The following is a 23,822-nucleotide window of genomic DNA, read 5'->3' on the forward strand; positions in this document are numbered from 1 at the left end:
CCTCACTCCCACCCCCACCTGACTAGAGCCACTGGACGTCATGCAGATTCAAGACCTTCCGTATCCCGACCCGGGTGTGCCCGACGCGCGCTCGGGACCCCGATTCCTGCGGTGGCTCTTCCGGAACCAGCTCGGTGGGCAGTTCAAGGCCCTCGCCTGGGGGCTCCTGCACTTCCTGGCCGTGAGCGGGCTGCCGTTCTGTGTCGGCCTCGCCGTGCAGGCCGTGGTCGACGGCTCCGGTACCCGGCTGGCGCAGACCGGCGGGCTGATGGTTCTCTGCGCTGCGGGAATCGCCCTGGGCGACACGTTCCTGCACCGGTCCGCCGTCACCAACTGGATCACCGCTGCCGCCCGCGTACAGCAATTGCTCGCCCGCAAGACGGCCCTGCTGGGCTCGGCACTGACACGACGGGTGGCCGCGGGTGAGGTCGTCGCGGTCTCCACGGGGGACGTCGAGAAGATCGGCTGGTTCGTGGAGGCCGTGTCACGGTTCACCGCGGCCGCGCTCACCGTGGTGCTGGTCTGCGTCGGCCTGATCGTCTACCAGCCGGCGCTCGGCATCGTCGTCGCCGTGGGCGTCCCGGCCCTCGCGCTCACCGTGCTGCCGCTGCTGCCCAAGGCGACCCGGCGCGCCGACCACCAGCGCGAGAAGGCGGGCCGCGCCACCGAACTGGCCTCGGACACGGTCGCGGGTCTACGGGTACTGCGCGGCATCGGCGGCGAAGAGCTGTTCCTGGAACGCTACCGCCGGGCCTCGCAGGAGGTCCGCCACGCGGCCGTGCGCAGCGCCCGCATGTGGGCCCTCATCTCCGCGATTCAGGTGCTGATGCCCGGTCTGCTGATGATCGCGGTCGTCTGGTACGGCGTGCACTTGGCCCGCGAGGGCCGGATCACCGTAGGTGAACTCGTCACCGTGTACAGCTCGGTCATGCTGCTGACGTATCCGCTGAGGCATTTCGAGGAGATCGCGATGGCGTACTCCTTCTCACGGCCGTCCGCCAAACGGGCCGCCCGGGTGTTGTCGCTCAAGCGCGCCACGGACACCGACGGGTCGCGGGAGGCCCTCGTACCGTCCGGCGACCTGTACGACCCCGTGACCGGGCTCCTCGCCCCCGTCGGCCGGCTCACCGCGGTGGTGTGCGGTGACCCGGACGCGGCGGGGCTGCTGGCGGAGCGGCTGGGCGGGCATCCGGCCGAGGAGAGCACGTCAGTCCTGCTGGGCGGCGTACCGCTCGACGAACTGCCGCTCTCGCACGCCCGTACGGCCGTCCTGGTCCAGGACAAGGACCCGGTGCTGCTGTCCGGTTCGCTGCGCGAGCTGCTCGACGTGCCCGCCTCGGGCGAGGTGAGCGCCGACAAGGCGCTGGCCGCAGCGCAGTGCGGAGACGTCCTGGACGCGCTCGCCCAGGGGTCGATGGATGCCGAGGACCCGCTGGACACGCGGATCACCGAGCGTGGCCGGTCCCTGTCCGGCGGCCAGCGGCAGCGGCTCGCGCTGGCTCGGTCACTGATCACGGACCCGGAAGTGCTCGTCCTGGACGAGCCGACGTCCGCCGTCGACTCGCACACCGAGGCCCGGATCGCCGAGGGCGTCCGGTCGCTGCGCGCGGGCCGTACGACGGTCGTGTTCACGTCCTCTCCGCTGCTTCTGGACCGTGCCGACCGGGTCGTGCTGGTGCACGACGGAGAGGTCCTGGCCGTCGGCGTGCACCGCGAGCTGGTGCGCAGCGACTCCCGGTACCGGGCGGTCGTGACCCGCGAGACCGATGACGAGGCCGCGCTGCGCGAGGCCGTGGACAAGGAGCGGGCGGCGGAAGCCGTCCCGCACGGCGAGGAAACCGCCGCCGTACACGGCCCTGCTGCGCGCGGCGTACTGGAAGAGATCGAGGAGTCAGCATGATCGGCGTGGCGCCACCGGCGTACGACCCGGCCGCCCCGACCACGGCGAGCACCCTGCCCGTGGGCGCGCCCGCGACCGTACGCGCCTATGTGACCGAGCTGTTCCGCCGGCACCGGCGTGCCTTCGTCCTGCTCGTCACCGTGAACACGGTCGCCGTGGTGGCCTCGATGGCGGGGCCGTGGCTGCTCGGCGGGCTCGTCGAGCGTGTCTCCGACGGTGCCCGTGAGCTGCACCTGGAGCTCACGGCCGGGCTGTTCCTCGCCGCCCTCGTCGTCCAGGCCGTGTTCGTGCAGCAGGTGCGGCTGCGCGGGGCCATGCTGGGCGAGCGGATGCTGGCCGATCTGCGCGAGGACTTCCTCGTACGGTCGGTGGGGCTGCCGCCGGGCGTGCTGGAGCGGGCGGGGACGGGTGACCTGCTGTCCCGGATCACCACGGACATCGACCGGCTCGCCAACGCGATGCGCGAGGCCGTGCCGCAGCTCGCGATCGGTGTGGTGTGGGCGGGACTGCTGCTCGGTGGGCTCGCCGTGACCGCACCGCCGCTTGCGCCCGTCGTGCTGGTGGCCCTGCCGCTGCTGGTGGTGGGCTGTCGCTGGTACTTCAAGCGGGCGCCCTCCGCCTACCGGTCGGAGGCCGCCGGGTACGCCGCCGTCGCCGCCGTCCTCGCGGAGACCGTGGACGCCGGCCGCACCGTCGAGGCGCACCGGCTCGGCGAGCGCCGCATCGCGCTGTCGGAGCGCCGCATCCAGGAGTGGACGGCGTGGGAGCGCTACACGCTCTGGCTGCGTTCGGTGCTCTTCCCCGTCATCAACATCACGCATGTCACGGTCCTCGGCTCGGTCCTGATGATCGGCGGTGTGTTCGTACTGCAGGGGTGGATCGGGATCGGCCAGCTCACGACGGGCGCGCTCATCGCACAGATGCTCGTCGACCCGGTGGGCCTGATCCTGCGCTGGTACGACGAGCTGCAGGTCGCGCAGGTGTCACTGGCCCGGCTGGTGGGCGTGCGCGACATCGAGCCGGACGCCGGTGACGCTTCCGTCACCCCCGACGGGCGCCACGTGCACGCCGACAAGGTCCACTTCGGTTACCGCGCGGACGTCGACGTCCTGCGCAAGGTCTCCTTGGAGGTCGCCCCGGGCACCCGGCTCGCCCTGGTCGGCCCGTCCGGCGCGGGCAAGTCCACCCTGGGCAGGCTGCTCGCCGGGATCTACGCGCCCCGGAACGGCCGCATCACCCTCGGCGGCGCCGAACTGTCCCGCATGCCGGCCGAGGACATCCGCTCCCACGTGGCCCTCGTCAACCAGGAACACCACGTCTTCGTGGGCTCCCTGCGCGACAACCTCCTGCTGGCCCGCACGGGCGCACAGGACGCCGAGCTCTGGGCAGCCCTCGGCGCGGTCGACGCCGACGGCTGGGCACGCGCCCTGGACGAGGGCCTCGACACCGAGGTCGGCTCGGGCGCGCTCACGCTGACCCCCGCGCAGGCCCAGCAGATCGCGCTGGCCCGGCTGGTCCTGGCCGACCCGCACACGCTGGTCCTGGACGAGGCCACCTCGCTCCTCGACCCTCGCGCGGCCCGCCACCTCGAACGCTCCCTCGCCCGCGTCCTCGACGGCCGCACCGTCGTCGCCATCGCCCACCGCCTGCACACCGCGCACGACGCCGACGTCATCGCCGTCGTCGAGAACGGCCGCATCACCGAGCTGGGCAGCCATGACCAGCTGGTCGCGGCGGACGGCGCGTACGCGGCGCTGTGGAGGTCCTGGCACGGGTGACGGGACTGTGACGGGACCGGAGCACGGCATCGGAGTCGGTGCCGTGCCCGCCGGGCGGGCAGGCGAGTCGGAGCGGGACGCACGCGGTCCGTGCGGGTCGGCGGGCGGGCGCGTGCCGGGCAGGTGGGCGGGCCGCCGGTCCTGCCGGGCCGGTGGCGCCCGGCCACCTGCCCGGCACCACCGAAAAGCCGTGGTCGCTGCCGTTGCACGGTGCCGAAGCCGGGTGGAACGCTGGAGAGGTGGCACCGGGCTCCGCCCCACCGACTGGAGGAAGCCGTGGACAACACCGAGGGATGGGGGGACGACGTCTACCAGCCCGACGCATCCGACATTCAGGAAGACTCCGGGTTGCTGGACTCCGAGGACACTCTGGAGTCGGACGGGGTCGCCGATCCGCTCGATCGGGGCTGGTCACCGCCGGAGCGGCCGTGGGCGGTGGAACGTATCGGTGTGACCGCCGCCGAACGTCAACAGGGCGAGACTCTGGAGCAGCGGCTCTCGGAAGAACAGCCGGACATCCGAACCCCCGACGGGGACGACATCGGCGACTGCCAGGGCACCGACGGCGAACCTCTGGACAACGAGGTGGGGGACGTCCGCTCCGGCCGTCTCGTCGCCCCCGACGAGGGCGCGCACGAGGACGAGGAGAGCGGGCTGGTCGCCACCGATGTGGGCATCGACGGTGCGGCGGCGTCGGCCGAGGAGGCCGCGATGCACATCGTCGACGAGGAAAACCCGTCCGGCTGACGCCGCCCTCCCACGAAGGAGCACCATGCAGCAGGACAAGCACCCCGACTACCGCCCCGTGGTCTTCCGCGACCGCGCCGCCGGATACGCCTTCCTCACCCGGTCGACCGCCACCAGCGATCAGACCATCGAGTGGGACGACGGCGAGACGTACCCGGTCGTGGATGTCGAGATCTCCTCGGAGAGCCACCCCTTCTACACGGGCAAGGCACGGACCGTGGACTCGGAGGGCCGGGTCGCCCGGTTCGAGCGGCGTTACGGGGGTGGTGGCACGGCCTGAGACGGCCCGGGGCCCGGGCTGGGGCCCAGGCCTTCGGGTGCCCGGCGGTCACGCTGGAGCCGGCGGGCCCGGGAGTGAGTCCGGGGCGCCCCGGCCGTGCCGCGTCCCGTCGGTCCGTACCGCCCGCTCGTGCCCCTCACTCAGATGAGTTTCAGCGCTCAGATGAAGTTCAGCGCCGCCGCGCAGCCCACTCCACCGAGAAGCATGAACACCGGCATCAGCACCTTCAGCTCGACCCAGCTTCCGGCACGGAACCGCATGGCCTTCGGCGGGCCCACGGGGTACCAGCGCTTGCGGCCCACGGGTATGGGCCACAGGATCGGGCAGCCGGAGATCGTCAGCGCGTCCCCGAGATCGTGCACCAGGGCGCCGAGGAGGATGGGCAGCCCGAGCCACAGGTACTCCTGACCCGGCTCGGTGAACAGCCAGTCCGCCCCGCTGCCCGGCTGGTCGAGTATGTCCGCGAGGATCCAGGCGCTGGTGGCGGCCAGCAGCCACACCAGGACGTCGCTGCTCGGCCGGGCCGCACGCCACAGCAGCCCTTCGATGGCGAGCACCATGTGCACGAAGAGGATGGCCAGCACCGCCCACCGGCCCCCGGCCATCGCGGCGACGGCGAAGCCCGCACCGATCAGCACCGCCCACAGCCAGGTGTGCGTCAACGTCCGGTGCCCGCCGGTGCGACGCGGGTCGCCCGGCTTCCTCGTCGCCTTGTAGACGGCGTACGAGAGCTTGTCGACGATCTCGCACAGCCAGCGCGAGACAGGACCGAAGGACCGCGAGATGGTGGCCGCCTTGTGGTCCAGGTCCGGGGCGAGCGCCGCCCCGGCACAGACCAGCGAGCCGACCAGGAGGACCGGCCAGGGCATCGTGTGCCCTGCCGCTGCGGCGGCCGCCCCGACTCCGAGCCAGGCCGCGGCCCCCGACAGTGAGTGTGCTGGTCCCATCATGGCCGCATCCCGCCCCATTCCTGTTGTGCCGCTGCCCAGTTGTCAGTGTGCTCTGACGCTTCGTCGGCGCCACAGCGTAGCGTTGATGATCTTTGCACTCGCAGCCGATTCCCCCATCGGGCGGGACGGCAGGCAAGATGGGTGCGTGACCCTCATCGATCAGCTGCCGCAGACCGCCGACCCCGACGCCTTGTTCGACGCCTTCGAGTCGTGGGCCCAGGAGCGCGGTCTCACCCTCTATCCGCACCAGGAGGAGGCGCTGATCGAGGTGGTCTCCGGGGCCAACGTGATCGTGTCGACGCCCACCGGTTCCGGCAAGAGCATGATCGCCGCGGGTGCCCACTTCGCGGCGCTCGCCCGGGACGAGGTCACCTTCTACACGGCGCCGATCAAGGCTCTGGTCTCGGAGAAGTTCTTCGAGCTGTGCAAGCTCTTCGGCACCGAGAACGTCGGCATGCTGACCGGCGACGCCTCCGTGAACGCGGACGCGCCCGTCATCTGCTGCACCGCCGAGGTGCTCGCGTCGATCGCCCTGCGCGACGGCAAGGACGCCGACGTCGGCCAGGTCGTGATGGACGAGTTCCACTTCTACGCGGAAGGCGACCGCGGCTGGGCCTGGCAGATCCCGATCCTTGAGCTGCCGCAGGCGCAGTTCATCCTGATGTCGGCGACGCTCGGCGACGTCTCGATGTTCGAGAAGGACCTCACCCGCCGCACCGGCCGCCCCACCTCGGTGGTCCGCTCGGCGACCCGGCCCGTCCCCCTCTCCTACGAGTATCAGCTCACCCCGCTCACGGAGACGCTCACGGAGTTGCTGGAGACCAAACAGGCTCCCGTCTACATCGTGCACTTCACCCAGGCGCAGGCCGTGGAGCGGGCGCAGGCGCTGATGAGCATCAACATGTGCTCGCGGGAGGAGAAGGACGAGATCGCCGAACTGATCGGCAACTTCCGCTTCACCACCAAGTTCGGCCGCAACCTGTCGCGATACGTAAGGCACGGCATCGGTGTGCACCACGCCGGCATGCTGCCCAAGTACCGGCGCCTGGTGGAGAAACTGGCCCAGGCCGGTCTGCTGAAGGTCATCTGCGGCACGGACACCCTCGGCGTCGGCGTCAACGTACCCATCCGCACGGTGCTGTTCACCGCCCTGACCAAGTACGACGGCAACCGGGTACGGACCCTCCGTGCCCGGGAGTTCCACCAGATCGCGGGGCGGGCCGGGCGCGCCGGCTTCGACACGGCTGGCTTCGTGGTGGCCCAGGCTCCCGAGCACGTCATCGAGAACGAGAAGGCGCTCGCCAAGGCCGGCGACGACCCCAAGAAGCGCCGCAAGGTGGTCCGCAAGAAGGCGCCCGAGGGCTTCGTCGGCTGGACGGAGAACACCTTCGAGAAGCTCATCGCCTCCGAGCCGGAACCCCTCACGTCCCGCTTCCGGGTCACGCACACGATGCTGCTGTCGGTCATCGCGCGCCCGGGCAACGCCTTCGAAGCGATGCGGCGGCTTCTGGAGGACAACCACGAGCCGCGCAAGCAGCAGCTGCGGCACATCCGGCGTGCCATCGCCATCTACCGCTCCCTCCTCGACGGCGGAATCGTGGAGAAGCTCGACGAGCCGGACGCCACCGGCCGAATCGTCCGTCTGACGGTCGATCTCCAGCAGGACTTCGCGCTCAATCAGCCGCTGTCGACGTTCGCCCTCGCCGCTTTCGAGCTGCTGGACCCCGAGTCCCCTTCGTACGCCCTCGACATGGTGTCCGTGGTCGAGTCCACCCTGGACGATCCCCGGCAGATCCTCGCCGCCCAGCAGAACAAGGCGCGCGGCGAGGCCGTGGCCGCGATGAAGGCGGACGGCGTCGAGTACGAGGAGCGCATGGAGCGGCTCCAGGACGTGTCGTACCCCAAGCCGCTGGAGGAGATCCTCTTCCATGCGTACAACACGTACCGCAAGAGCCACCCCTGGGTGGGCGACCATCCGCTGTCACCGAAGTCCATCATCCGCGACATGTACGAACGGGCGCTGTCCTTCACCGAGTTCGTGTCCTTCTACGAGCTCGCCCGCACCGAGGGCATCGTGCTGCGCTACCTGGCCAGTGCCTACAAGACCCTCGACCACACCGTCCCCGACGACCTCAAGTCGGACGACCTGGAGGACCTGATCGCCTGGCTCGGTGAGATGGTGCGCCAGGTCGACTCCAGCCTCCTCGACGAGTGGGAGCAGCTCGCCAACCCGGAGGAGATGACCGCCGAGGAGGCCCAGGAGAAGGCCGACCAGGTCAAGCCCGTCACCGCCAACGCGCGCGCCTTCCGAGTCCTCGTCCGCAACGCCATGTTCCGCCGCGTGGAACTCGCCGCCCTCGACCAGATCGACGCACTCGGCGAGATGGACGCGGAGGCCGGCTGGGACGCCGAGCGGTGGGGCGAGGCGATGGACAAGTACTGGGACGAGTACGAGGAGCTGGGCACCGGCCCGGACGCACGTGGTCCCCGGCTGCTGATGATCGAGGAGGAGCCGCAGAACGGGCTGTGGCGGGTCCGCCAGACCTTCGCCGACCCGGGCGGCGATCATGACTGGGGCATCAGCGCGGAGGTCGACCTCACGGCCTCCGACGCCGAGGGACGCGCAGTCGTCAAGGTCACCGACGTCGGTCAGCTGTGAGCACGGGAGAATCCAGGACATGACGACCAACCCCGCCGAGAGCCTCGTCGACCTGCTCGACCTGGAGCAGATCGAGGTCAACATATTCCGCGGGCGCAGCCCACTGGAGTCCCTGCAGCGGGTCTTCGGCGGCCAGGTGGCCGGCCAGGCCCTCGTCGCCGCCGGGCGCACCACGGAGGGCGACCGGCCGGTGCACTCGCTGCACGCGTACTTCCTGCGTCCGGGCCGCCCGGGGGTGCCGATCGTGTACCAGGTCGAGCGGGTCCGGGACGGGCGGTCGTTCACCACCCGGCGGGTCACCGCCGTGCAGCAGGGCCGCACGATCTTCAATCTGACCGCCTCCTTTCACAAGCCCGAAGAGGGGAGCTTCGAGCACCAGCTGCCGCCGGCCCGTGAGGTGCCGGACCCCGAGTCGCTGCCGACAATCGCCGAGGAGATCAAGCAGCATCTGGGCGCGCTGCCCGAGCAGTTGGAGCGCATGGCACGGCGTCAGCCCTTCGACATCCGTTATGTGGACCGGCTGCGCTGGACCCAGGACGAGATCGAGAACGCCGAGCCGCGCAGTGCGGTGTGGATGCGGGCGGTCGGGCCGCTGGGCGACGACCCGCTGGTGCACACCTGCGCCCTGACGTACGCAAGCGACATGACCCTCCTGGACGCGGTCCGCATCCCGGTGGAACCCCTTTGGGGTCCACGCGGTTTCGACATGGCGTCGCTGGACCACGCGATGTGGTTCCACCGGCCGTTCCGCGCGGACGAGTGGTTCCTGTACGACCAGGAGTCGCCGATCGCCGTGGGCGGCCGTGGCCTGGCCCGGGGCCGCATCTACAACCTCGAAGGGCAACTGATCGTGTCCGTGGTACAGGAGGGGCTGTTCCGGAAGCTGGGCTGACCTGGGGTTTTACCGACAGTCGACCGGCCCGCGTCACGTCGTGCGATGCTCCGCGGGCCCGTCGTTACGCCGTTCTTGTACGGCATCCCGGCACCGGCCACCCCGGCGCCGGGGTGGGGTGGAGTGGAGCCAAGTCGACGCCCTGGTAGGGAGGTTGACGCTCAGACGAAGGGGACCCAGCCACAGTAGATGTGTCCCGCCGCGCCGTACTGCAGCAGCTCGTCGAGCCCTCGGTCGGGGTGGGGGTCCAAGGTGACGGCTTCCAGGTGCAGGCAGACGACGAACACCGGGCGCGGATCCGGTGTGGTGCCCGCGTCCATGGGGAGGGCGAAGAACCGGCTGGTCCCCGCATACGTGCTGCTGGCTCGGGACACGGAAGCCGCAATTCGAACGAGGGGGCCTCTTCCGAGGGCACGCTGAGAGGCGGTCCGGGACCATATGGTGCAAGCTGCGAAGAGGAGGCGGCACCTCGCCGACAGGCGGCGGTGTGAGGATCGCGCCCCCTCAGCTTGCCTTGGGCGGGATGACCCTGTGAAGGGCGGTCATGAACGTGAGGGATCCGAACGCCGGGCGCACGGAAGCCGCGGATCACGGCGTTGCGGCGGCAGACGCCGGCGCCGCCGATGGCGATGCGCCATTGGCGGGATGTGCGGCGCTGGTGACCGGTGCGTCCAGCGGCATCGGTGCGGCCACCGCCTTGTCGCTGGCGCGACAGGGCGCCGCTGTGACAGTGGTCGCCCGGCGTACGGGGCGGTTGGAGGAACTGGCCACACTGATCCGTGAGCGGGGTGGCTCGTGCAGCGTTCTCACCGCTGACCTCGCAGACGCAGTGCAGGCACGTCGGGCCGTCGAGGACGCCGTGGATCGCTTCGCGCGGTTGGACGTGCTCGTGAACAACGCCGGTTACGTGGCCATGGGCCCCGTCGAGGAGGGCAACCCCGCCGACTGGGAGCGGATGGTCAATCTGAACTTCAACGCCGTCCTGCACATGTCACAGACGGCTTTGCCCCACCTGCTCCGCGCGGCAGCGGACGGCCCCCGAGGGATCGCTGACCTTGTGAACGTCAGCTCGGTCGGAGGCCGGGTGGTGCGGAAGAACAATGGCATCTATTCGGCGACGAAGCACGCGGTGGGGGCGTTCAGCGAGGCCCTGCGTCAGGAGGTGACCGGAAGGAGCATCCGGGTGGGGCTGATCGAACCGGGCATGACGGCGACGGAGATGGCGACCGGCCCCGGCTCCGCTGCCGCCCGCGGCATACCGCAGAACGTTTGGCTGCGTGCCGAAGACGTTGCCCGTGCCATCACCTTCGTGATCACTCAGCCCGCGCACGTCGCGATCAACGAGATCATGGTGCGCCCTACGGCCCAGGAACACTGACCGATATTGACCGTCGGTCAGTATGGATGGTGGTTCGGCTTTTCCCTCCACGCCTGGTAGGCCTTGGCACCCAACTCCGGGTACATCTGCTGGATGGTTATGCTCCGCTGGTCGGAGGGCCGCTGGAAGTCGGCGTACTGGAAGTCGTCACTGAACCCGATCTCCTCGGTGGCTTTCCAGTCGCAGCTGTAGTAGACAGCGTCGATCCGCGCCCAGTAGATAGCGCTCATGCACATCGGACAGGGCGCTCCGCTGGTGTAGATCGAGCATCCCTGGAGCATGCGAGCACGCTCCGGCAAGATGTCCGGTGAGCCCTCGGGGCGAGGGACCAACTCCAGTGTGTACTCGTTCTGGCGCTCTTCGGAGACCGTTGGGGCATCGGGGTTGAGGAACTGAATCGCCTTGCGGATGGCCTCGACCTCGCCATGCGCGGTGGGGTCCGCCGTGAGCAGCACGCGGTTCTGTCCGCGAGCGATGATCTCACCGTCATGGGCAATCACCGCGCCGAAGGGGCCTCCCCAGCCGTTCTCCACAGATTCGGTGGCCAGTTGCGCCGCTTCGGCCAGGAATTCCTTTTGTCCCATGTCAGCGCCTCCGATCGGACCTTACATTTGCGCCAAGTACCCCTTTTATCTAATATAAAAGGCGTGAGTGCCCGTGCAACCCCTGGCTCCCACGACGACAGCGCGACCGTCGTGACCTCCCAGAAGGTCCGTCCGGGATGTGAAGACGACTACCGGCGGTGGCAGGATCGAACGAACGAGGTCGCAGGTGAATTCGCCGGGTTCGAGGACACGGAGCAATACCCGCCGACGTCCACCGAGGGAAATGAGTGGGTCGTTGTTTTTCGCTTCTCCCACCTGGATCAGCTGACCGCGTGGCTGGACTCCGATACGCGCCGCGAACTCCTCGAACAAGGCCGCGCCCTGTTCGAGGAGCCCCCCACACAGGAAGTCCTCGCGGGTGGCACTCCGATCCATGACGCCGTCACTGCCGTGATCTCGCACGACGTGCGGCCTGACCAGGAGCGGGCGTTCATGAGTTGGCAGGAGAAGATCCTGACAGCCCAGCGGAAGTTCCCCGGCTTCATGGGCTCGGAGTTGTTCCGGCCCGTGAAGGGCGTCCAGGACAAGTGGGTCACCGCCTTCCGCTTCGACACCCGGCAACACCTGGACGAGTGGCTTGAATCCACCACACGCCGCAAGCTCCTCGACGAGGGGCGAGACGCCTTCGTCTCCTACGATGTGCGCAAGGTCGGCTCCGCGTTCGGCAGTTGGTTCCGCTTCGAGCAGGGTGCGGAAGAAGGTGTTCCGCCCAACTGGAAGCAGGCCATGTCAGTGGTGCTGGCCCTCTATCCCACCGTCGAGATCCTCAACCTCACGGTGGGCTCCCAGCTTGATGCTCTCGGCATGCCCGGATATCTCGCCCTGTTCATCTCGAACGTGTTGAGCGTGTCCATCCTGACCTGGCTGTTGATGCCGTTGGTGAACAGAGCTCTCGCCTTCTGGCTGATGCCCGGCCGGGCGCGATCCCTCCGCATTGATGTGGCAGGCGTTGCAGTGGTGGTGGTCTGCTGGCTGGCGTTCATCGTGATCTTCGGCCTGACCACCGGCTGACGGTCGGCCCCGGGGAGGCTCCCATCATCTGCACCACTTGTGGCCGACCCCTGCCGACCAGCAGAACCAGAACCTAACCAAGCACTATGAGGGACTGACCGGCGGATGACTGTCCGGCAGATCTTGCCAGGCCGTCGTTGCACACGGCAGCTCCCCAGCACTCGACGGTGCCGCTCTTCAACTTCTCGACAACCCCTCTGGCGCTGCGGCAAACTTCCCGTGATGACGCGACGAACCGATGCACCTCCCTTCTTGAGGTGGTTGATTGTCTGCTCCACTTCGTTCCTGCGCTTGTAGTGGGTGACGCCCGGCGCACCGGAGTGAGGGCGTCGGCGACGGCCCACCTCGACGCGGCCACCGAGCGCGGGGCGCGCCTGAACCATGGGGGGCCGTCATCTCTGTCGCGCGGCAGCCGCGCGAGTGACTCCGTCGGCACTCCATGCCGGCCACAGCCCGTGCCCCCGACCGGGTGTGGATGTTGCCGAGGGTTCCCCGGCAGGTCCCTGACCCGTGACGCCATCGTCCCCGCACGGAACTTGGATGGTGGCCGAGCGCGGTGGCCGGCTTGCCGCAGGGCACCGCAGGAGCCGTACGTCAGGAGAGGCATGTCCGTCACAGCTGAGACGCCGAGACCCGCAACGCGCCGCGGAAAGCAGGGAGCCGGAAGGGGGGTCGTGCTCGGGACCGTGCTGGCGCTGATCGCCTTCGTCCCGTCGGCCGCCGCAAGCGCGCAGACCGCCGCCCCGGCCACCAGCACGATCGCCTGGACCACGCAGGACGTGGCGCCCGGCGTCCAGGTCCGCACCGGGGTCCTGAGCAATCCCGACGCCGCCGGTGTGTGGACGGTCACCGTCCAGGCACCGGCCGTCAACCGTCTTAGCGGCGCGGCCACTTGGGCTCCTCTCGGGGACCGCGACTGGGCCGACGCCACCGCCGGACGGCTGCGGGCGACCGGGTTCGAACCGCGGCTGGAACGGGTGGAGTGGGACCAGTACTCCGACACACCGCGCGGCACGATGGGCTGGCAGGTCAGGATCGGGCGGTACGCCACCCAGGCCGAGGCGGGCACGCTCAACTCCGCGGTGTCTGCGGCCGGTTTCCGTACCTCCGTCGAGTGGACGGGCTATGACGGCCGGCAGAGCGCCGACGCGGAACGCATCCATGTCGCCGTCGTCGATCCGGCCCGACTGCGGGGCACGATCGAGGTCAGCGACGGCGGTGACGTCGCCGACCGGGAGAAGACCTCCACGGTGGCCGCCCGACTCGGCTCCCTGGTCGGCGTCAACGGCGGATTCTTCATCACGTCGGATGGGGACGGCGTCCAGGGCACCATGGCCGGCCTGTCCGCCGTGCACGGCGAACTGGAGTCGATGGCGGTCGGCTCACGCGCGGCACTGATCCTTGAGGACGGCGGTCGGCGCCCGCGCGTCGCGGACCTGTCCACCACCGTCACCGTGCGCGCCGGCTCCGCCACCTACGCGGTTCAGGGCATCAACCGGGTCCCGGGCAAGCTGCGCAACTGCGGCCGTCCCGGCGCCGTCCCCACCGAACGGCCCCGCCACGACACCACCTGCACCCTCGCGGACGACCTGGTGAAGTTCACCCCAGCGTTCCGGGCCCAACTACCCACCGGCACGGGCGTCCAGGTGGTCCTGGACAAGCGCGGTGTCGTCCTCTCCCGCAGTGACCGGGGCGGCTCGGTACCCGCGGAAGGATCGGTGCTCCAGGGCACCGGGGCGGCAGCCGCCTGGCTCACCGAGCACGCCGACATCGGCCGGCGTCTGACGGTGCACGAGGTCGTCCGGGACGCCTCGGGGCGCGAGGTCGAGCTCGGGCCTGACGACAGCATCGTCAGCGCGGCACCCACTCTGGTGGAGGACGGCCGCGTCCACATCGATGCCGCCACCGAGGGCACCCTCGACCCGCTCGACCTCTCCTTCGGGTTCGCGTGGTCCAACGTGCGCCAGCCCCGCACCCTGGCCGGCGTCGACCGCCATGGGCGGCTCCTGCTGGTGACCGTCGACGGCCGTCGGCCCGGCGTCAGCGAGGGCTTCACACTCGCCGAGGCCGCCGAGTTCATGCGCTCCCTCGGCGCCGTGCAGGCCCTCAACCTCGACGGCGGCGGCTCCACGGCGATGGCGGTCAACGGCGTCCTCGCCAACACCACGTCCGACGCGACCGGCGAGCGTGCCGTCGGTGACACGATCCAGGTCCTGCCGGGCACCGGCCGGGACTGACCCCGACCGAGTGGGGCGGTGCTCCGCCGGCGACCACCTCTGTCGTGGGCCGGCGCGGGTGCCGCCCCGTCGCCGTACCACCGGAGCTTGTCGCAGGCGTCGGGACACCCGACGTGGACGACTCGACGCGCCTGTGGATCACCGCCAGGACGGCCTGCCTCGTCCACGCACGGGTGGAACAGCCGCGGGATCTCCCGGTTCTCCACGAGCGTGGTGTGCAGAGCGTTCGACTCACATCGCTGGAGTCGCTCCATCCACTCCTGGACGTACAACTGGGCCGCTCGATGGTGACGGTGGCGTTGGTGACGGTGGCGTTCCATGCGGCGTCGGCGACACCGCTGCTCGGCTCGGTGTAGAGGACGAAGCGGGCGAAGCCCTTGGCCGGGTCGGTCAGGCTGAGCTTGAAATGCGTATAGGTCGACTCGGCTCCCCTTCAGCGGTATCAGGGGGTTCTACGCCGCAGCCATCCCAGCAGGCCGCGTGGTTTCTCCGGATCCTCGCCCAGGTGGGAGGGCGCCCCGCATGCCGGTTCTCCCGACCGTACGGCACTCGTTGCCCGCACCAACGGCGCTCCATGCTGTGCCCCACCCGGCGACGGTGTCTTCGGCCCAGGGCGTGGCGCCGGCCGGTGCTCGCGGGCCTCGGCGACGGTCTGGCGAAGATCGGACCGCAGCCAGTCGATCTCGTCGGGGTATTCGGCCGTCATGATTTTCGCGGCGACCTGCGCGGCCGGTGAGTCGGGAGCGCCGTGGGCCGACTGCGCAGGTCGGAGGCGGTTCAGGTACGCGCGCTCGTAGGGGTCCCGGACGATCTCCGCGACCTCGACCGGGTCGAGGAGGGACGCCACGCCCGCGGCCCGCGCCCAGGGATCCTCGGCCTGGCGCAGCAGGAAGCCGAGGTGGCGTCCCCGCCAGTTACGGGGGCGGAGGTCCAGGCCCTCATCCAACTGGTCGCGCAGGCATTCCGGCGTACGTCCGGTCAGGAACGGGGCGTTCTCCTCGTCCGCTGCGAACTGCCGGATTTCCTCCGCGAGATACAGCCAGACCACCGCGCGATAACGGTTCAGATAGAACTTGACGGGTGCCACTTGACCCAAGCGGGCGAGGCGAGTGAACCGTGCGGTCGTCACGTCCAACAGGGCCGCGCCGTCAGAGGTGCCCACCACCCTGACGCGCTCCCTCAGCGTTTCGGGAAAGCCGCTCTCGGAACTCACCCGGTCGATCTCCGCCCTGGTGACGCGGAGGCCTCCGCCTCCGTCATCGGCCACGGTGCGGATACATCCCATGTGGACGGCGAGGTCGAACTCTCCCCGCTTCAGCCCCAGCTCCCGTGCGGCGCGGCTCCCTGAGAGCGAGATGCCGCGTACCCGGGGGCGGGCCGGGCCGACGGGCACGATGGCCGTGACGGAGTGGGTGACGGTGTTTCCGGACATGACGGTTCTCCCCCGTGCGATGACGTGCCGGCGCTGGTCTGCGCTCGCATCGGAAAAAACCGTAGCCGTTTTGCCGGACATCGCGGCAAGCCTGTGGATAACTCCTCCGACCTCAGCGAACCCGCAGGTCAGAGGTCTATGGCGCACGTTCGGGCTGGCGCACATCCAGGCCGAGGTGCTCTCCGACGCGGTTCACGAGCAGAGTCATCTCGTAGGCGACCTGACCGATGTCGACTTCCGCGGCGCTGAGCACGCACAGACAGCTGCCCTCTCCCGCCGCGGTGACGAACAGCACCGCGTCGTCGAACTCGACCATGGTCTGACGCACGTGACCGGCACCGAAGTGGCGACCGGAACCCTTGGCGAGGCTGTGCAGTCCGGAGGAGACGGCGGCGAGGTGTTCGGCATCCTCGCGTTTCAGCCCCGAACTCGCTCCGGTGACGAGCCCGTCACTCGACAGCACCATGGCATGCCGTACCTGTTCGACGCGCTCGGTCAGGTCGTCCAACAGCCAGCCCAGTCCCGCGTTCTGCGGCATGTTCAGTTCTCCCCGTGGTGTCGTTTCCCCCCTGGCCGGAGGATCCGACGCATCAGCCTCCCCCACCTCCGTCGTCCGGGCAAGCAAGATGAGTACATGGCGCAGAAGATGACCGACGAGCAATGGCGGGCCTTCGTTTCACACGGGACCCGCACCGGCAAACTCTCGACCGTTCGCGCTGACGGGCGGCCACACGTCGCCCCGATCTGGTTCTTGGTGGACGGTGACGACGTGGTTTTCAACACCGGCCAGGACACCGTGAAGGGGCGGAATCTGGCCAGGGACGGCCGGGTCGCCCTGTGCGTGGACGACGACCGGCCTCCGTACGACTTCGTCGTACTTGAGGGGCGGGCCGAGTTGTCGGAGGATCTCGACGAGGTCCGGCACTGGGCCACGCGGATCGGCGGGCGCTACATGGGTGAGGACCGTGCCGAGGAGTTCGGTGCCCGCAACGGCGTTCCGGGTGAGCTCCTCGTCCGCGTACGGATCGACAAGGTCCTGGGGTACGCGCGCGTGGCGGACTAGGGACCCGTTGTCAGCCCACGGAGTCCGGCAGCCGGTTGGTGTGCATCCGCGCGGCGTACTCGACGAGCCGTATCAGCACCTCGTTCCCGGAATCGCGGTCGCGGGCGTCGTAGAGGACCACGGGTGCTCCCCGGTCGAGGTCGGTGAGGGATCATGCGGACATGAGCGACGACCACACACACGTCCAGGAGTTCTTCACGGCGCGCGCGGCCGACTGGGACAGGCGGTTCCCCGACGACGGTCCCGCGTACGCGGCCGCGGTCTCCGAGCTCGGGCTCCGTTCGGGCGACCGCGTGCTGGACGCGGGCTGCGGCACCGGACGGGCCCTGCCACTGCTGCGTGCGGCCGTGGGACCCACCGGAGTCGTTCTCGGGGCCGACCTGACGCCGGCCATGCTGGAAGCAGCGGTCCGGGCGGGACGGGACCGTGACGGGCAGTTGCTCCTCACCGACGTGGCCGCCCTGCCGCTGCACACGGAGTCGCTGGACGCGGTGTTCGCGGCGGGGCTCATCGCGCACCTGCCGAATCCCACCGAGAACCTGCGGGAGTTGGCACGGGTGGTGCGCCCCGGTGGCACGCTGGCGCTTTTCCACCCGATCGGCAGGGCAGCGCTGGCGGCACGGCAGGGGCGTCGGATCACCCCGGACGATCTGCGTGCGGAGGCCAACCTGGGGCCGCTGCTCGCGGGGGCGGGCTGGCGGATGACGTCTTACGTGGACGCGGATGACCGGTTCCTGGCGCTGGCCGAACGCGACGGCTGAGCCCTGCCTGCCCGGGTCCGGGGTGCCCGCTGCACCACGCAGGCCCTCTTCTTTCGCCGAAGCTGCAACTTTACGTTGAGTTGGAGCACTTGTGCGATCAGCGACATCGACGCAGGGGGAAGGCAGCCCACATGTTCGGCAGGCTCCGCACATCATTCGGCAGATTCGTCAGTTCCATGCGCGTGGACGTCGTCACCAGCGAGGACCAACGCCCGCGCAACCTCTTCGAGGCTGCCGCGGCGTATGTCTCGGCGTGCGCCGAGGACGATCAGGACCGCATCGACGAAGCCGCGACGTGGGTGTCACCCGAAGCGCTGTCATTCGGGGTGAACGAGTTGGCATGCCGGGCTGTCATCGCGCTCGCTCGGGAGCGCGACGAGTCGCCCCGGACGGTGGCGCGGGATCTCCTCGGACTGCCCGCCGCCTGACCGAGTGGCGGCGTACGGCCCATTCGTCCCGGCCCGCAGGGCGGCCGTAGCTCCACTCGGAGCTTCGCACTCGTGACAAGCACCTTCCGGGCACATTAGGGTGCGCCGACGGACGAGAGCGATGGGGAGGCTGGGATGGCCGGGACGGACGAGGATGCCGTCGCCGCCGGGGACGACGACGCACTCTATGTGCTGACAGCGGTGCTGCTGACGCCGGCGCAGTTCCCCAGCGTGCTGGGCGACGACTATCCGGAGGCCTGCGCCGCACTGGACCTCGCCCCGCTCGCCGACGGGTACGGCCTCGTGCTGGGCCAGGACGGCGACGGGGCGCGCTGGACGGTCGTCGTCGACGACGTGTCACTGGTGGCCGTGGCCATCGCGTCGTGGGACTGCGGCATGGAGTACGACCTGTCGCCGGACGAGCGGTCGGTCGTGGCCGCGCTGCCCGGCTGGCCCCTCGCGGTGGCCGTGGCGGCGCCCAATGTGCCCGCTCCGCACGATCCCGCGCCGGAGATAGCCGAGCGGCCACCGCTGTGCCCACCGAACTCCGAGGTCTGGGGTCCTGCCCAGCGGCGTCTCGGAGCCGACGAGATCGCGCTCCAGTGGGCCATCTGGCGGGAGCAGATCGACGACGACACGTTTGTGAACCGGGAGGGCGGCGATGCGGTCGGCACCCCGGAGCCCCAGGACGATACCGGACAAAGCAGCACTCGCAGCAGCATCCGCCGTGTCCTCGCCGAGGTGCGCGCGTACGTGGACACGCCGCCACCGCTGGGGCGCGTGCGCTCGTCCTTCGCGCCGGGCGAGGCCCGGACCCTCCGTGCCGACGGCCCTGGCTGGTCCATGGTGGCCAGGACCGACGACATCGCCTTCCTCCTCCTCGACGAGGAGCCCGGTGAGGTACTGCCGGTAGGGCGGGGGCCGGAGCTGCCCGGGCTTCTGGAATCCCTCGACAAGATCGCCGTACGCCCCAACTGAGCCCTCATCGAGCACCGGCCCGCGCTGCGGGCCGGTGACCGCTCAGCGGCCGAGCTCCTTGCGCGAGACGCGGCGAAGCCTGCGCCGCTGCGAGGGGTCCAGCGTGAGGTACGCGGCTGCCGGGATCCCCAGCACTATCAGGAGGTTGGCCCAGAAGGGGAAGGGCAGCAGGATCAACAGGATGATCCCGATGGCCACACCCCCTGCGGCGATCTTCGCGTTCTTCGACATCTCCGTCGCCTCCTTCGCGGCCACTGCCGCTCTCTGTCCTGACAACGGGTCCGCGCTTCGGGCAGTTCCAGGTCCCGACCCTGATGTGCCCCTGATGGAACCCTGATGCACCCCCTAGGTCCGCAGAAGCGCCCCGCGAGGCCTCGCACCTTCTAGCCGTCCCGCCGTCTCCCGGAAGCACCGGAGTGCTGTATCCTCGGCGGCTCGACTCCAGTAGTCAAATTTGAGGAACAACGCCATCACTGTGCAGAGGACTCCCGCAACCACGCCGACCGAGATCGCCGGACTGGCCTGCTGCTGTGCCGTGTTCGTGCCCGCAGACCCGGCCCGTACCGGCCATGTCGCCTTCTGGCGGCCCGACGGTGCTGCGCCCCCGGCGCCGACTGCCGGCTCCACCGACACGGTGACCGTCGTCGTGCCCGGCGACCAGGACGTCGAGACGGTGACCGTACCCGCTGTCCTGCTGCCGGTGCGGGCCGCGTTGCCGGTCCTCACGCGCGCGCGTGAGGCCGCCGGGGCACACCGGGCAACCGCGTTCTGGGGTGCGGCCGCCGTGTTCGCGCTCCAGCTCGCCGCGCGGGGGCTCCTACTGCCCGGCCTGTCCGCGGCCGACCACGACGCGTGGCGCACGGGCCCGCTGCGGGCTGATGACCTGGAGCGACTGCGTGAGCTGGCCGCCGCGATGCCGCCCGAGGCCCACGCCGCGCCCCTGGACGACGTCGAGCCGCTGCGCCTGCCGGACCCGGAACGACTGGTACGCGGCTTCCTCGACGCGGTTGCCGATTCGCTGCCCCGCTCCCCCGCCGCGGGCCTCGCGGCAGGCGGGCCGGCGTTCGCCGCTCCGGAGCCGCAGTACCTGCCCGAGCAGCGTGCCTGGGCGTCCGATGTCGCCGCCGGGCATGACGCCGGGGTCCGCCTCTCGTTGCGTGTCGAGGTGCCCGGTCTCGCGTCCGACCCGCCGGACGAGACACGGCTGCCGTTCCGTGTCGTTCCGCAGGTCCACAGCGTCAGCGATCCTGGGCTCGTCGCGGATGCCGCAGCGGTGTGGGCCGGGACCGATGCCTTCGGCCCCCGCGCGCGCATGGACGCTCTGCTCGCGCTGCGGCGCGCGGCCCGCGCCTGGGCACCTCTGGCACCGTTGCTGTCGGCCGCCGTGCCGGACTCATGGGAACTCGCCGACGACGAAGTCACCGACCTCCTCGGCGAGGGCACCCGGCTCCTGGCCGTCGCTGGAGTCGACGTGCACTGGCCCAGGCAACTGGCGCACAGGCTGACCGCCCGCGCGGTCATCGGGCCGCCGGACGACGGCCAGGACCCGGACGGCCCCGAGTCGGACACGCCGTCGTTCCTCTCAGCCGACGCGCTGCTCGCCTTCAACTGGTCCTTCGCGCTGGGCGACCAGCAGCTCACCCGGCAGGAACTGGACCGTCTCGCCGAGGCGAACCGTCCCATGGTGCGGTTGCGTGACCAGTGGGTCCTCGTGGACCCCGAGGAGGTGCGCCGCGCCCGCGCGCAGCAGGACCGCAAGGTCACGCCCGTCGACGCCCTCAGCGCCGCCCTGACGGGCTCCACGGAGATCGACGGCGTCCGGGTCGATGTGCGGCCCACGGGATGGCTGGCGACGCTGCGGGAGCGGCTGGCGGACCCGGAGGGGCAGGAGCCGGTCGGGCAGCCCGCCGCGCTCGCCGCGACGCTGCGCGACTACCAGCTGCGAGGGCTCAACTGGCTGGCCCGGATGACCTCGCTGGGGCTCGGCGGCTGCCTGGCCGACGACATGGGTCTGGGCAAGACCATCACGCTCATCGCCCTGCATCTGCACCGGCAGACCGACCCGTCGGCCGCGGGCCCCACGCTCGTGGTCTGCCCGACCTCGCTGATGGGCAACTGGCAGCGCGAGATCGAGAAGTTCGCGCCCGGCGTCCCCGTGCGGCGCTTCCACGGCTCCAGGCGCTCCCTGGAAGGGCTGGACGACGGCGAGTTCGTGCTCACCACGTACGGCACGATGCGCCTCGACGCGCCCCAGCTGGCCGAGGTCGCCTGGGGCATGGTCGTCGCGGACGAGGCACAGCACGTGAAGAACCCGTACTCGGCCACGGCGAAGGAGCTGCGCAGCATCGGTGCACGCGCACGCGTGGCGCTCACCGGCACTCCCGTGGAGAACAACCTCTCCGAGCTGTGGGCGATCCTCGACTGGACGACACCGGGCCTGCTCGGCAGGCTCGGCACCTTCCGCACCCGGTACGCGCAGGCAGTCGAAGGGGGCCAGGATCCCGCCGCGGCGGCGCGGCTCGCCCGGCTTGTGCGGCCGTTCCTGCTACGCCGACGAAAGTCGGACCCGGGGATCGCGCCCGAGCTGCCGCCGAAGACCGAGACCGACCGTGCCGTGTCGCTCACGAAGGAACAGGCGGGGCTGTACGAGGCCATGGTGCGCGAGAGCCTTGCCGAGATCTCCGGTGCCGACCACATGGCGCGGCGCGGGCTGATCGTGAAACTGCTGACCGGACTGAAGCAGATCTGCAACCACCCTGCGCAGTTCCTCAAGGAGGAACGACCGAGGATCACAGGCAGGTCGGGGAAGCTGGAACTGCTGGACGAACTGCTCGACACGATCCTCTCCGAGGGGGCGAGCGTTCTCGTCTTCACCCAGTACGTGCAGATGGCGAGGATCATCGAGCAGCATCTGTCCGCGCGCGGCGTGTCATCGCAGTTCCTGCACGGCGGCACGCCGGTCCAGGAGCGCGAGGCGATGGTCGGGCGGTTCCAGGACGGTGCGGTCCCCGTCTTCCTGCTGTCGTTGAAAGCCGCGGGCACCGGGTTGAACCTGACCCGGGCCGAGCACGTCGTGCACTACGACCGCTGGTGGAACCCGGCCGTGGAGGCACAGGCCACCGACCGCGCGTACCGCATCGGTCAGACCCGGCCGGTCCAGGTGCACCGCTTGATCGCGGAGGGGACGATCGAGGACCGTATCGCGGACATGCTGCTGCGCAAGCGGGAGTTGGCCGACGCGGTGCTCGGTTCCGGTGATGCGGCGCTCACCGAACTGTCCGATGCCGAACTGGCCGATCTGGTGGAGCTGCGAGGGGGCGCACGATGAGGGAACACGACACCGAGCGCACGTTCGCGGCGCTGCCGCCCGAGCGCGGGCGGGGCTTCGCCCGAACCTGGTGGGGCCAGGCGTGGCTGAAGGCGCTGGAGGACGCGGCCCTGGACTCCGAACAGGTCAAGACCGGCCGCAGGCTCGCGCGCGCGGGAGCCGTGGGCTCCGTGTCGGTGCGCCCGGGGCGCATCACCGCCGTCGTCCAGGACCGCGATCGCACCGCGCACCGTGCCGACGTCCTGCTGCAGGAACTGTCCGCGGAACAGTGGGACCGCTTCCTGGACATGGCTGTCGAACGGGCCGGGCACATCGCGGCCCTGCTCGACCGTGAGATGCCACCGCATCTCGTCGAGGATGCCGCCGACGCCGGGGCAGAACTCCTGCCGGGGCTCGGCGACCTGGAGCCGGAGTGCGAGTGCGGCGCCTGGGACCACTGCGGTCACACCGCGGCGCTCTGCTACCAGATGGCGCGGCTGCTGGACCAGGATCCGTTCGTACTGCTGCTGATGCGTGGACGCAGTGAGCGCGAGGTCCTCGACGATCTCCAGGTACGCAGCGTCACCCCGAGCGAGGAGCCCACGAACTCCCAGGAAGCCTCTCAGGAGGGCGTGGACGCCGCCGAGGCGTACGCGACCGGGAGCATCCTGCCGCCGCTCCCCTCTGCCCCGGAGCTGCCCGCACAGCCCGGCTCCCCACCCTCGCTGGACACCGAGACCCCGCCCGCACCCGGTGTCGACCCGGCCGCTCTGACGTTTCTTGCGTCGCGGGCCGCGGCGGAGGCCCACCGGCTGCTCTCCGCGGCTCTCCTTCCGGAGCACGAACAGGACGCGGTCGACGAGGAGTTGACGCTCTTCCAGGATGCCGTCCGACTCGCGGCCGACGCTTCCGAAGCGGCGATTGCCGCACGCCTGGCCGAGGGGACGGGGCGCGGGCGGGAGGAACTGGAGATCGCCGTCCGTGCCTGGCGGTACGGGGGTACGGCCGCGTTGTCGGTGCTGGAGGACGAGTGGGTCCCGGAGGCGGAATCGCTCGCACGCGCGCGTGCCGCCCTGGAATCGGCCTGGGACGACGGCGATCGGCCGCGGCTGCGCACCGCCCACAACCGTTGGACAGTGATCGGCGCCTCGACCCAGCTGCGCCTCAGCCGGGACGGCCGCTGGTGGCCGTACCGCAGGGAGCACGGCCGCTGGGTGCCCGCCGGACCGGCGGCCCATGATCCGGCCACGGCGTTGGCGTCGGTCGACGGCGAGGCATGATTCCGAGGCCCACCATGGCGCGCGGGACCCGTCGCTCTCGGCGGGCGCCTTCTCGTTGCACCATCCGTCACCGATGAACAGAGGATTCCGGCGCCCTTCCGAAGGCATGCCTTCGGAAGGGCGCACCAGAGGCACT

Annotated in this window: 22 protein-coding genes and 1 pseudogene; 16 read left to right on the forward strand and 7 right to left on the reverse strand. The window is 70.3% G+C overall.

The genetic code is table 11. From position 1 onward, the window contains the following. Nucleotides 1-40 precede the first annotated feature (40 nt). The 4 genes from FPZ41_RS13595 to FPZ41_RS13610 all read left to right on the forward strand — a co-directional run bounded on the left by FPZ41_RS13595 (nucleotide 41) and on the right by FPZ41_RS13610 (nucleotide 4,705). Complete coding sequence (locus FPZ41_RS13595; RefSeq protein ID WP_152862373.1) at nucleotides 41-1,900, forward strand: ABC transporter ATP-binding protein; 1,860 nt, start codon at nucleotides 41-43, stop codon at nucleotides 1,898-1,900. Further along, the gene (locus FPZ41_RS13600; protein ID WP_152862375.1) at nucleotides 1,897-3,678 is read left to right on the forward strand and encodes an ABC transporter ATP-binding protein; all 1,782 of its coding nucleotides are present in this window, start codon (nucleotides 1,897-1,899) and stop codon (nucleotides 3,676-3,678) included. The genes FPZ41_RS13595 and FPZ41_RS13600 overlap by 4 nt, the downstream gene beginning before the upstream one ends. 276 nt (nucleotides 3,679-3,954) lie before the next feature. Beyond that, nucleotides 3,955-4,425, forward strand: a complete 471-nt coding sequence (locus FPZ41_RS13605) for a DUF5709 domain-containing protein (protein WP_322620195.1) — start codon at nucleotides 3,955-3,957, stop codon at nucleotides 4,423-4,425. 25 nt (nucleotides 4,426-4,450) lie between these two features. After that, on the forward strand, nucleotides 4,451-4,705 hold the full coding sequence (locus tag FPZ41_RS13610; RefSeq protein WP_152862376.1) for a type B 50S ribosomal protein L31: 255 nt from the start codon (nucleotides 4,451-4,453) through the stop codon (nucleotides 4,703-4,705). Between the two features lie 158 nt (nucleotides 4,706-4,863). Here FPZ41_RS13610 and FPZ41_RS13615 read toward each other — a convergent pair whose 3' ends face one another. Beyond that, nucleotides 4,864-5,655: a metal-dependent hydrolase gene (locus tag FPZ41_RS13615; protein WP_152862379.1), complete on the reverse strand. Its 792-nt coding sequence runs from the start codon at nucleotides 5,653-5,655 to the stop codon at nucleotides 4,864-4,866. Nucleotides 5,656-5,800: 145 nt separating this feature from the next. Between FPZ41_RS13615 and FPZ41_RS13620 the strand changes: the two genes are divergently transcribed. Continuing rightward, nucleotides 5,801-8,314, forward strand: coding sequence for a DEAD/DEAH box helicase (locus FPZ41_RS13620; RefSeq protein WP_322620196.1), 2,514 nt, complete (start codon nucleotides 5,801-5,803; stop codon nucleotides 8,312-8,314). Nucleotides 8,315-8,333: 19 nt separating this feature from the next. Then, the gene (locus FPZ41_RS13625) at nucleotides 8,334-9,206 is read left to right on the forward strand and encodes an acyl-CoA thioesterase (protein ID WP_152862383.1); all 873 of its coding nucleotides are present in this window, start codon (nucleotides 8,334-8,336) and stop codon (nucleotides 9,204-9,206) included. A gap of 161 nt (nucleotides 9,207-9,367) precedes the next feature. Here the strand turns inward: FPZ41_RS13625 and FPZ41_RS13630 are convergent, their stop codons facing one another. Beyond that, entirely contained in the window at nucleotides 9,368-9,580 is a 213-nt protein-coding gene (locus FPZ41_RS13630) for a hypothetical protein (RefSeq protein ID WP_152862385.1), read from the reverse strand. A 284-nt stretch (nucleotides 9,581-9,864) separates the two neighbouring features. Between FPZ41_RS13630 and FPZ41_RS13635 the strand changes: the two genes are divergently transcribed. Further along, the gene (locus FPZ41_RS13635) at nucleotides 9,865-10,584 is read left to right on the forward strand and encodes an SDR family oxidoreductase (RefSeq protein ID WP_322620197.1); all 720 of its coding nucleotides are present in this window, start codon (nucleotides 9,865-9,867) and stop codon (nucleotides 10,582-10,584) included. Nucleotides 10,585-10,601: 17 nt separating this feature from the next. Here FPZ41_RS13635 and FPZ41_RS13640 read toward each other — a convergent pair whose 3' ends face one another. Beyond that, on the reverse strand, nucleotides 10,602-11,168 hold the full coding sequence (locus tag FPZ41_RS13640; RefSeq protein ID WP_131564417.1) for a nucleoside deaminase: 567 nt from the start codon (nucleotides 11,166-11,168) through the stop codon (nucleotides 10,602-10,604). Here FPZ41_RS13640 and FPZ41_RS13645 point away from each other — a divergent pair. The 3 genes from FPZ41_RS13645 (at nucleotide 11,160) to FPZ41_RS13655 (ending at nucleotide 14,793) form a co-directional block, all read left to right on the forward strand. Then, nucleotides 11,160-12,200: an antibiotic biosynthesis monooxygenase gene (locus FPZ41_RS13645; RefSeq protein WP_228022708.1), complete on the forward strand. Its 1,041-nt coding sequence runs from the start codon at nucleotides 11,160-11,162 to the stop codon at nucleotides 12,198-12,200. The two genes, FPZ41_RS13640 and FPZ41_RS13645, sit on opposite strands and share 9 nt — an antisense overlap. A 674-nt stretch (nucleotides 12,201-12,874) precedes the next feature. Further along, nucleotides 12,875-14,437, forward strand: coding sequence for a phosphodiester glycosidase family protein (locus FPZ41_RS13650; RefSeq protein WP_322620198.1), 1,563 nt, complete (start codon nucleotides 12,875-12,877; stop codon nucleotides 14,435-14,437). Nucleotides 14,438-14,550: 113 nt separating this feature from the next. Then, nucleotides 14,551-14,793, forward strand: a complete 243-nt coding sequence (locus FPZ41_RS13655; RefSeq protein WP_152862393.1) for a hypothetical protein — start codon at nucleotides 14,551-14,553, stop codon at nucleotides 14,791-14,793. A gap of 86 nt (nucleotides 14,794-14,879) precedes the next feature. On the opposite strand, the gene FPZ41_RS13660 is transcribed toward FPZ41_RS13655, so the two are convergent. Then, a complete protein-coding gene (locus tag FPZ41_RS13660) occupies nucleotides 14,880-15,869 on the reverse strand; it encodes a DUF6397 family protein (RefSeq protein WP_152862395.1) in 990 nt (329 codons plus the stop codon). 136 nt (nucleotides 15,870-16,005) lie between these two features. Further along, the gene (locus FPZ41_RS13665; protein WP_152862397.1) at nucleotides 16,006-16,407 is read right to left on the reverse strand and encodes a roadblock/LC7 domain-containing protein; all 402 of its coding nucleotides are present in this window, start codon (nucleotides 16,405-16,407) and stop codon (nucleotides 16,006-16,008) included. Nucleotides 16,408-16,503: 96 nt separating this feature from the next. On the opposite strand from FPZ41_RS13665, the gene FPZ41_RS13670 reads away from it, so the two are divergent. Next, the gene (locus tag FPZ41_RS13670) at nucleotides 16,504-16,932 is read left to right on the forward strand and encodes a PPOX class F420-dependent oxidoreductase (RefSeq protein ID WP_152862399.1); all 429 of its coding nucleotides are present in this window, start codon (nucleotides 16,504-16,506) and stop codon (nucleotides 16,930-16,932) included. A gap of 10 nt (nucleotides 16,933-16,942) precedes the next feature. Here the strand turns inward: FPZ41_RS13670 and FPZ41_RS13675 are convergent. Next, nucleotides 16,943-17,074, reverse strand: a pseudogene (locus tag FPZ41_RS13675) (ATP-binding protein); the annotation flags it as partial. A gap of 19 nt (nucleotides 17,075-17,093) precedes the next feature. Between FPZ41_RS13675 and FPZ41_RS13680 the strand changes: the two are divergent. The 3 genes from FPZ41_RS13680 to FPZ41_RS13690 all read left to right on the forward strand — a co-directional run bounded on the left by FPZ41_RS13680 (nucleotide 17,094) and on the right by FPZ41_RS13690 (nucleotide 19,099). Continuing rightward, nucleotides 17,094-17,693 (forward strand): class I SAM-dependent methyltransferase, encoded by a 600-nt coding sequence (locus FPZ41_RS13680; RefSeq protein WP_152862401.1) that lies wholly within the window; start codon nucleotides 17,094-17,096, stop codon nucleotides 17,691-17,693. A gap of 131 nt (nucleotides 17,694-17,824) precedes the next feature. Then, nucleotides 17,825-18,121, forward strand: a complete 297-nt coding sequence (locus FPZ41_RS13685) for a hypothetical protein (protein WP_152862403.1) — start codon at nucleotides 17,825-17,827, stop codon at nucleotides 18,119-18,121. Between the two features lie 135 nt (nucleotides 18,122-18,256). Further along, entirely contained in the window at nucleotides 18,257-19,099 is an 843-nt protein-coding gene (locus FPZ41_RS13690; protein WP_152862405.1) for a hypothetical protein, read from the forward strand. Nucleotides 19,100-19,141: 42 nt separating this feature from the next. Here FPZ41_RS13690 and FPZ41_RS13695 read toward each other — a convergent pair whose 3' ends face one another. Next, entirely contained in the window at nucleotides 19,142-19,330 is a 189-nt protein-coding gene (locus FPZ41_RS13695) for a hypothetical protein (protein WP_152862407.1), read from the reverse strand. A 244-nt stretch (nucleotides 19,331-19,574) separates the two neighbouring features. Here FPZ41_RS13695 and FPZ41_RS13700 point away from each other — a divergent pair, with 244 nt between their 5' ends. Together FPZ41_RS13700 and FPZ41_RS13705 are read left to right on the forward strand one after the other, a co-directional pair. After that, nucleotides 19,575-22,427, forward strand: a complete 2,853-nt coding sequence (locus tag FPZ41_RS13700; protein WP_322620199.1) for a DEAD/DEAH box helicase — start codon at nucleotides 19,575-19,577, stop codon at nucleotides 22,425-22,427. Then, nucleotides 22,424-23,686 (forward strand): SWIM zinc finger family protein, encoded by a 1,263-nt coding sequence (locus tag FPZ41_RS13705; RefSeq protein WP_152862411.1) that lies wholly within the window; start codon nucleotides 22,424-22,426, stop codon nucleotides 23,684-23,686. The genes FPZ41_RS13700 and FPZ41_RS13705 overlap by 4 nt, the downstream gene beginning before the upstream one ends. Nucleotides 23,687-23,822 lie beyond the last annotated feature (136 nt).

Source organism: Streptomyces acidicola (genome assembly GCF_009377235.1).
Lineage (GTDB): Bacteria > Actinomycetota > Actinomycetes > Streptomycetales > Streptomycetaceae > Streptomyces > Streptomyces acidicola.

What these genes read in the sequence shown, in the direction of transcription:
- FPZ41_RS13680 (WP_152862401.1), top strand. Translation starts at nt 17,094, where the DNA reads ATGAGCGACGACCACACACACGTCCAGGAGTTCTTCACGGCGCGCGCG.
- FPZ41_RS13660 (WP_152862395.1), bottom strand. Translation starts at nt 15,869, where the DNA reads ATGTCCGGAAACACCGTCACCCACTCCGTCACGGCCATCGTGCCCGTC.
- FPZ41_RS13665 (WP_152862397.1), bottom strand. Translation starts at nt 16,407, where the DNA reads ATGCCGCAGAACGCGGGACTGGGCTGGCTGTTGGACGACCTGACCGAG.
- FPZ41_RS13685 (WP_152862403.1), top strand. Translation starts at nt 17,825, where the DNA reads ATGTTCGGCAGGCTCCGCACATCATTCGGCAGATTCGTCAGTTCCATG.
- FPZ41_RS13695 (WP_152862407.1), bottom strand. Translation starts at nt 19,330, where the DNA reads ATGTCGAAGAACGCGAAGATCGCCGCAGGGGGTGTGGCCATCGGGATC.
- FPZ41_RS13705 (WP_152862411.1), top strand. Translation starts at nt 22,424, where the DNA reads ATGAGGGAACACGACACCGAGCGCACGTTCGCGGCGCTGCCGCCCGAG.
- FPZ41_RS13625 (WP_152862383.1), top strand. Translation starts at nt 8,334, where the DNA reads ATGACGACCAACCCCGCCGAGAGCCTCGTCGACCTGCTCGACCTGGAG.
- FPZ41_RS13640 (WP_131564417.1), bottom strand. Translation starts at nt 11,168, where the DNA reads ATGGGACAAAAGGAATTCCTGGCCGAAGCGGCGCAACTGGCCACCGAA.
- FPZ41_RS13690 (WP_152862405.1), top strand. Translation starts at nt 18,257, where the DNA reads ATGGCCGGGACGGACGAGGATGCCGTCGCCGCCGGGGACGACGACGCA.
- FPZ41_RS13595 (WP_152862373.1), top strand. Translation starts at nt 41, where the DNA reads ATGCAGATTCAAGACCTTCCGTATCCCGACCCGGGTGTGCCCGACGCG.
- FPZ41_RS13610 (WP_152862376.1), top strand. Translation starts at nt 4,451, where the DNA reads ATGCAGCAGGACAAGCACCCCGACTACCGCCCCGTGGTCTTCCGCGAC.
- FPZ41_RS13670 (WP_152862399.1), top strand. Translation starts at nt 16,504, where the DNA reads ATGGCGCAGAAGATGACCGACGAGCAATGGCGGGCCTTCGTTTCACAC.
- FPZ41_RS13615 (WP_152862379.1), bottom strand. Translation starts at nt 5,655, where the DNA reads ATGATGGGACCAGCACACTCACTGTCGGGGGCCGCGGCCTGGCTCGGA.
- FPZ41_RS13600 (WP_152862375.1), top strand. Translation starts at nt 1,897, where the DNA reads ATGATCGGCGTGGCGCCACCGGCGTACGACCCGGCCGCCCCGACCACG.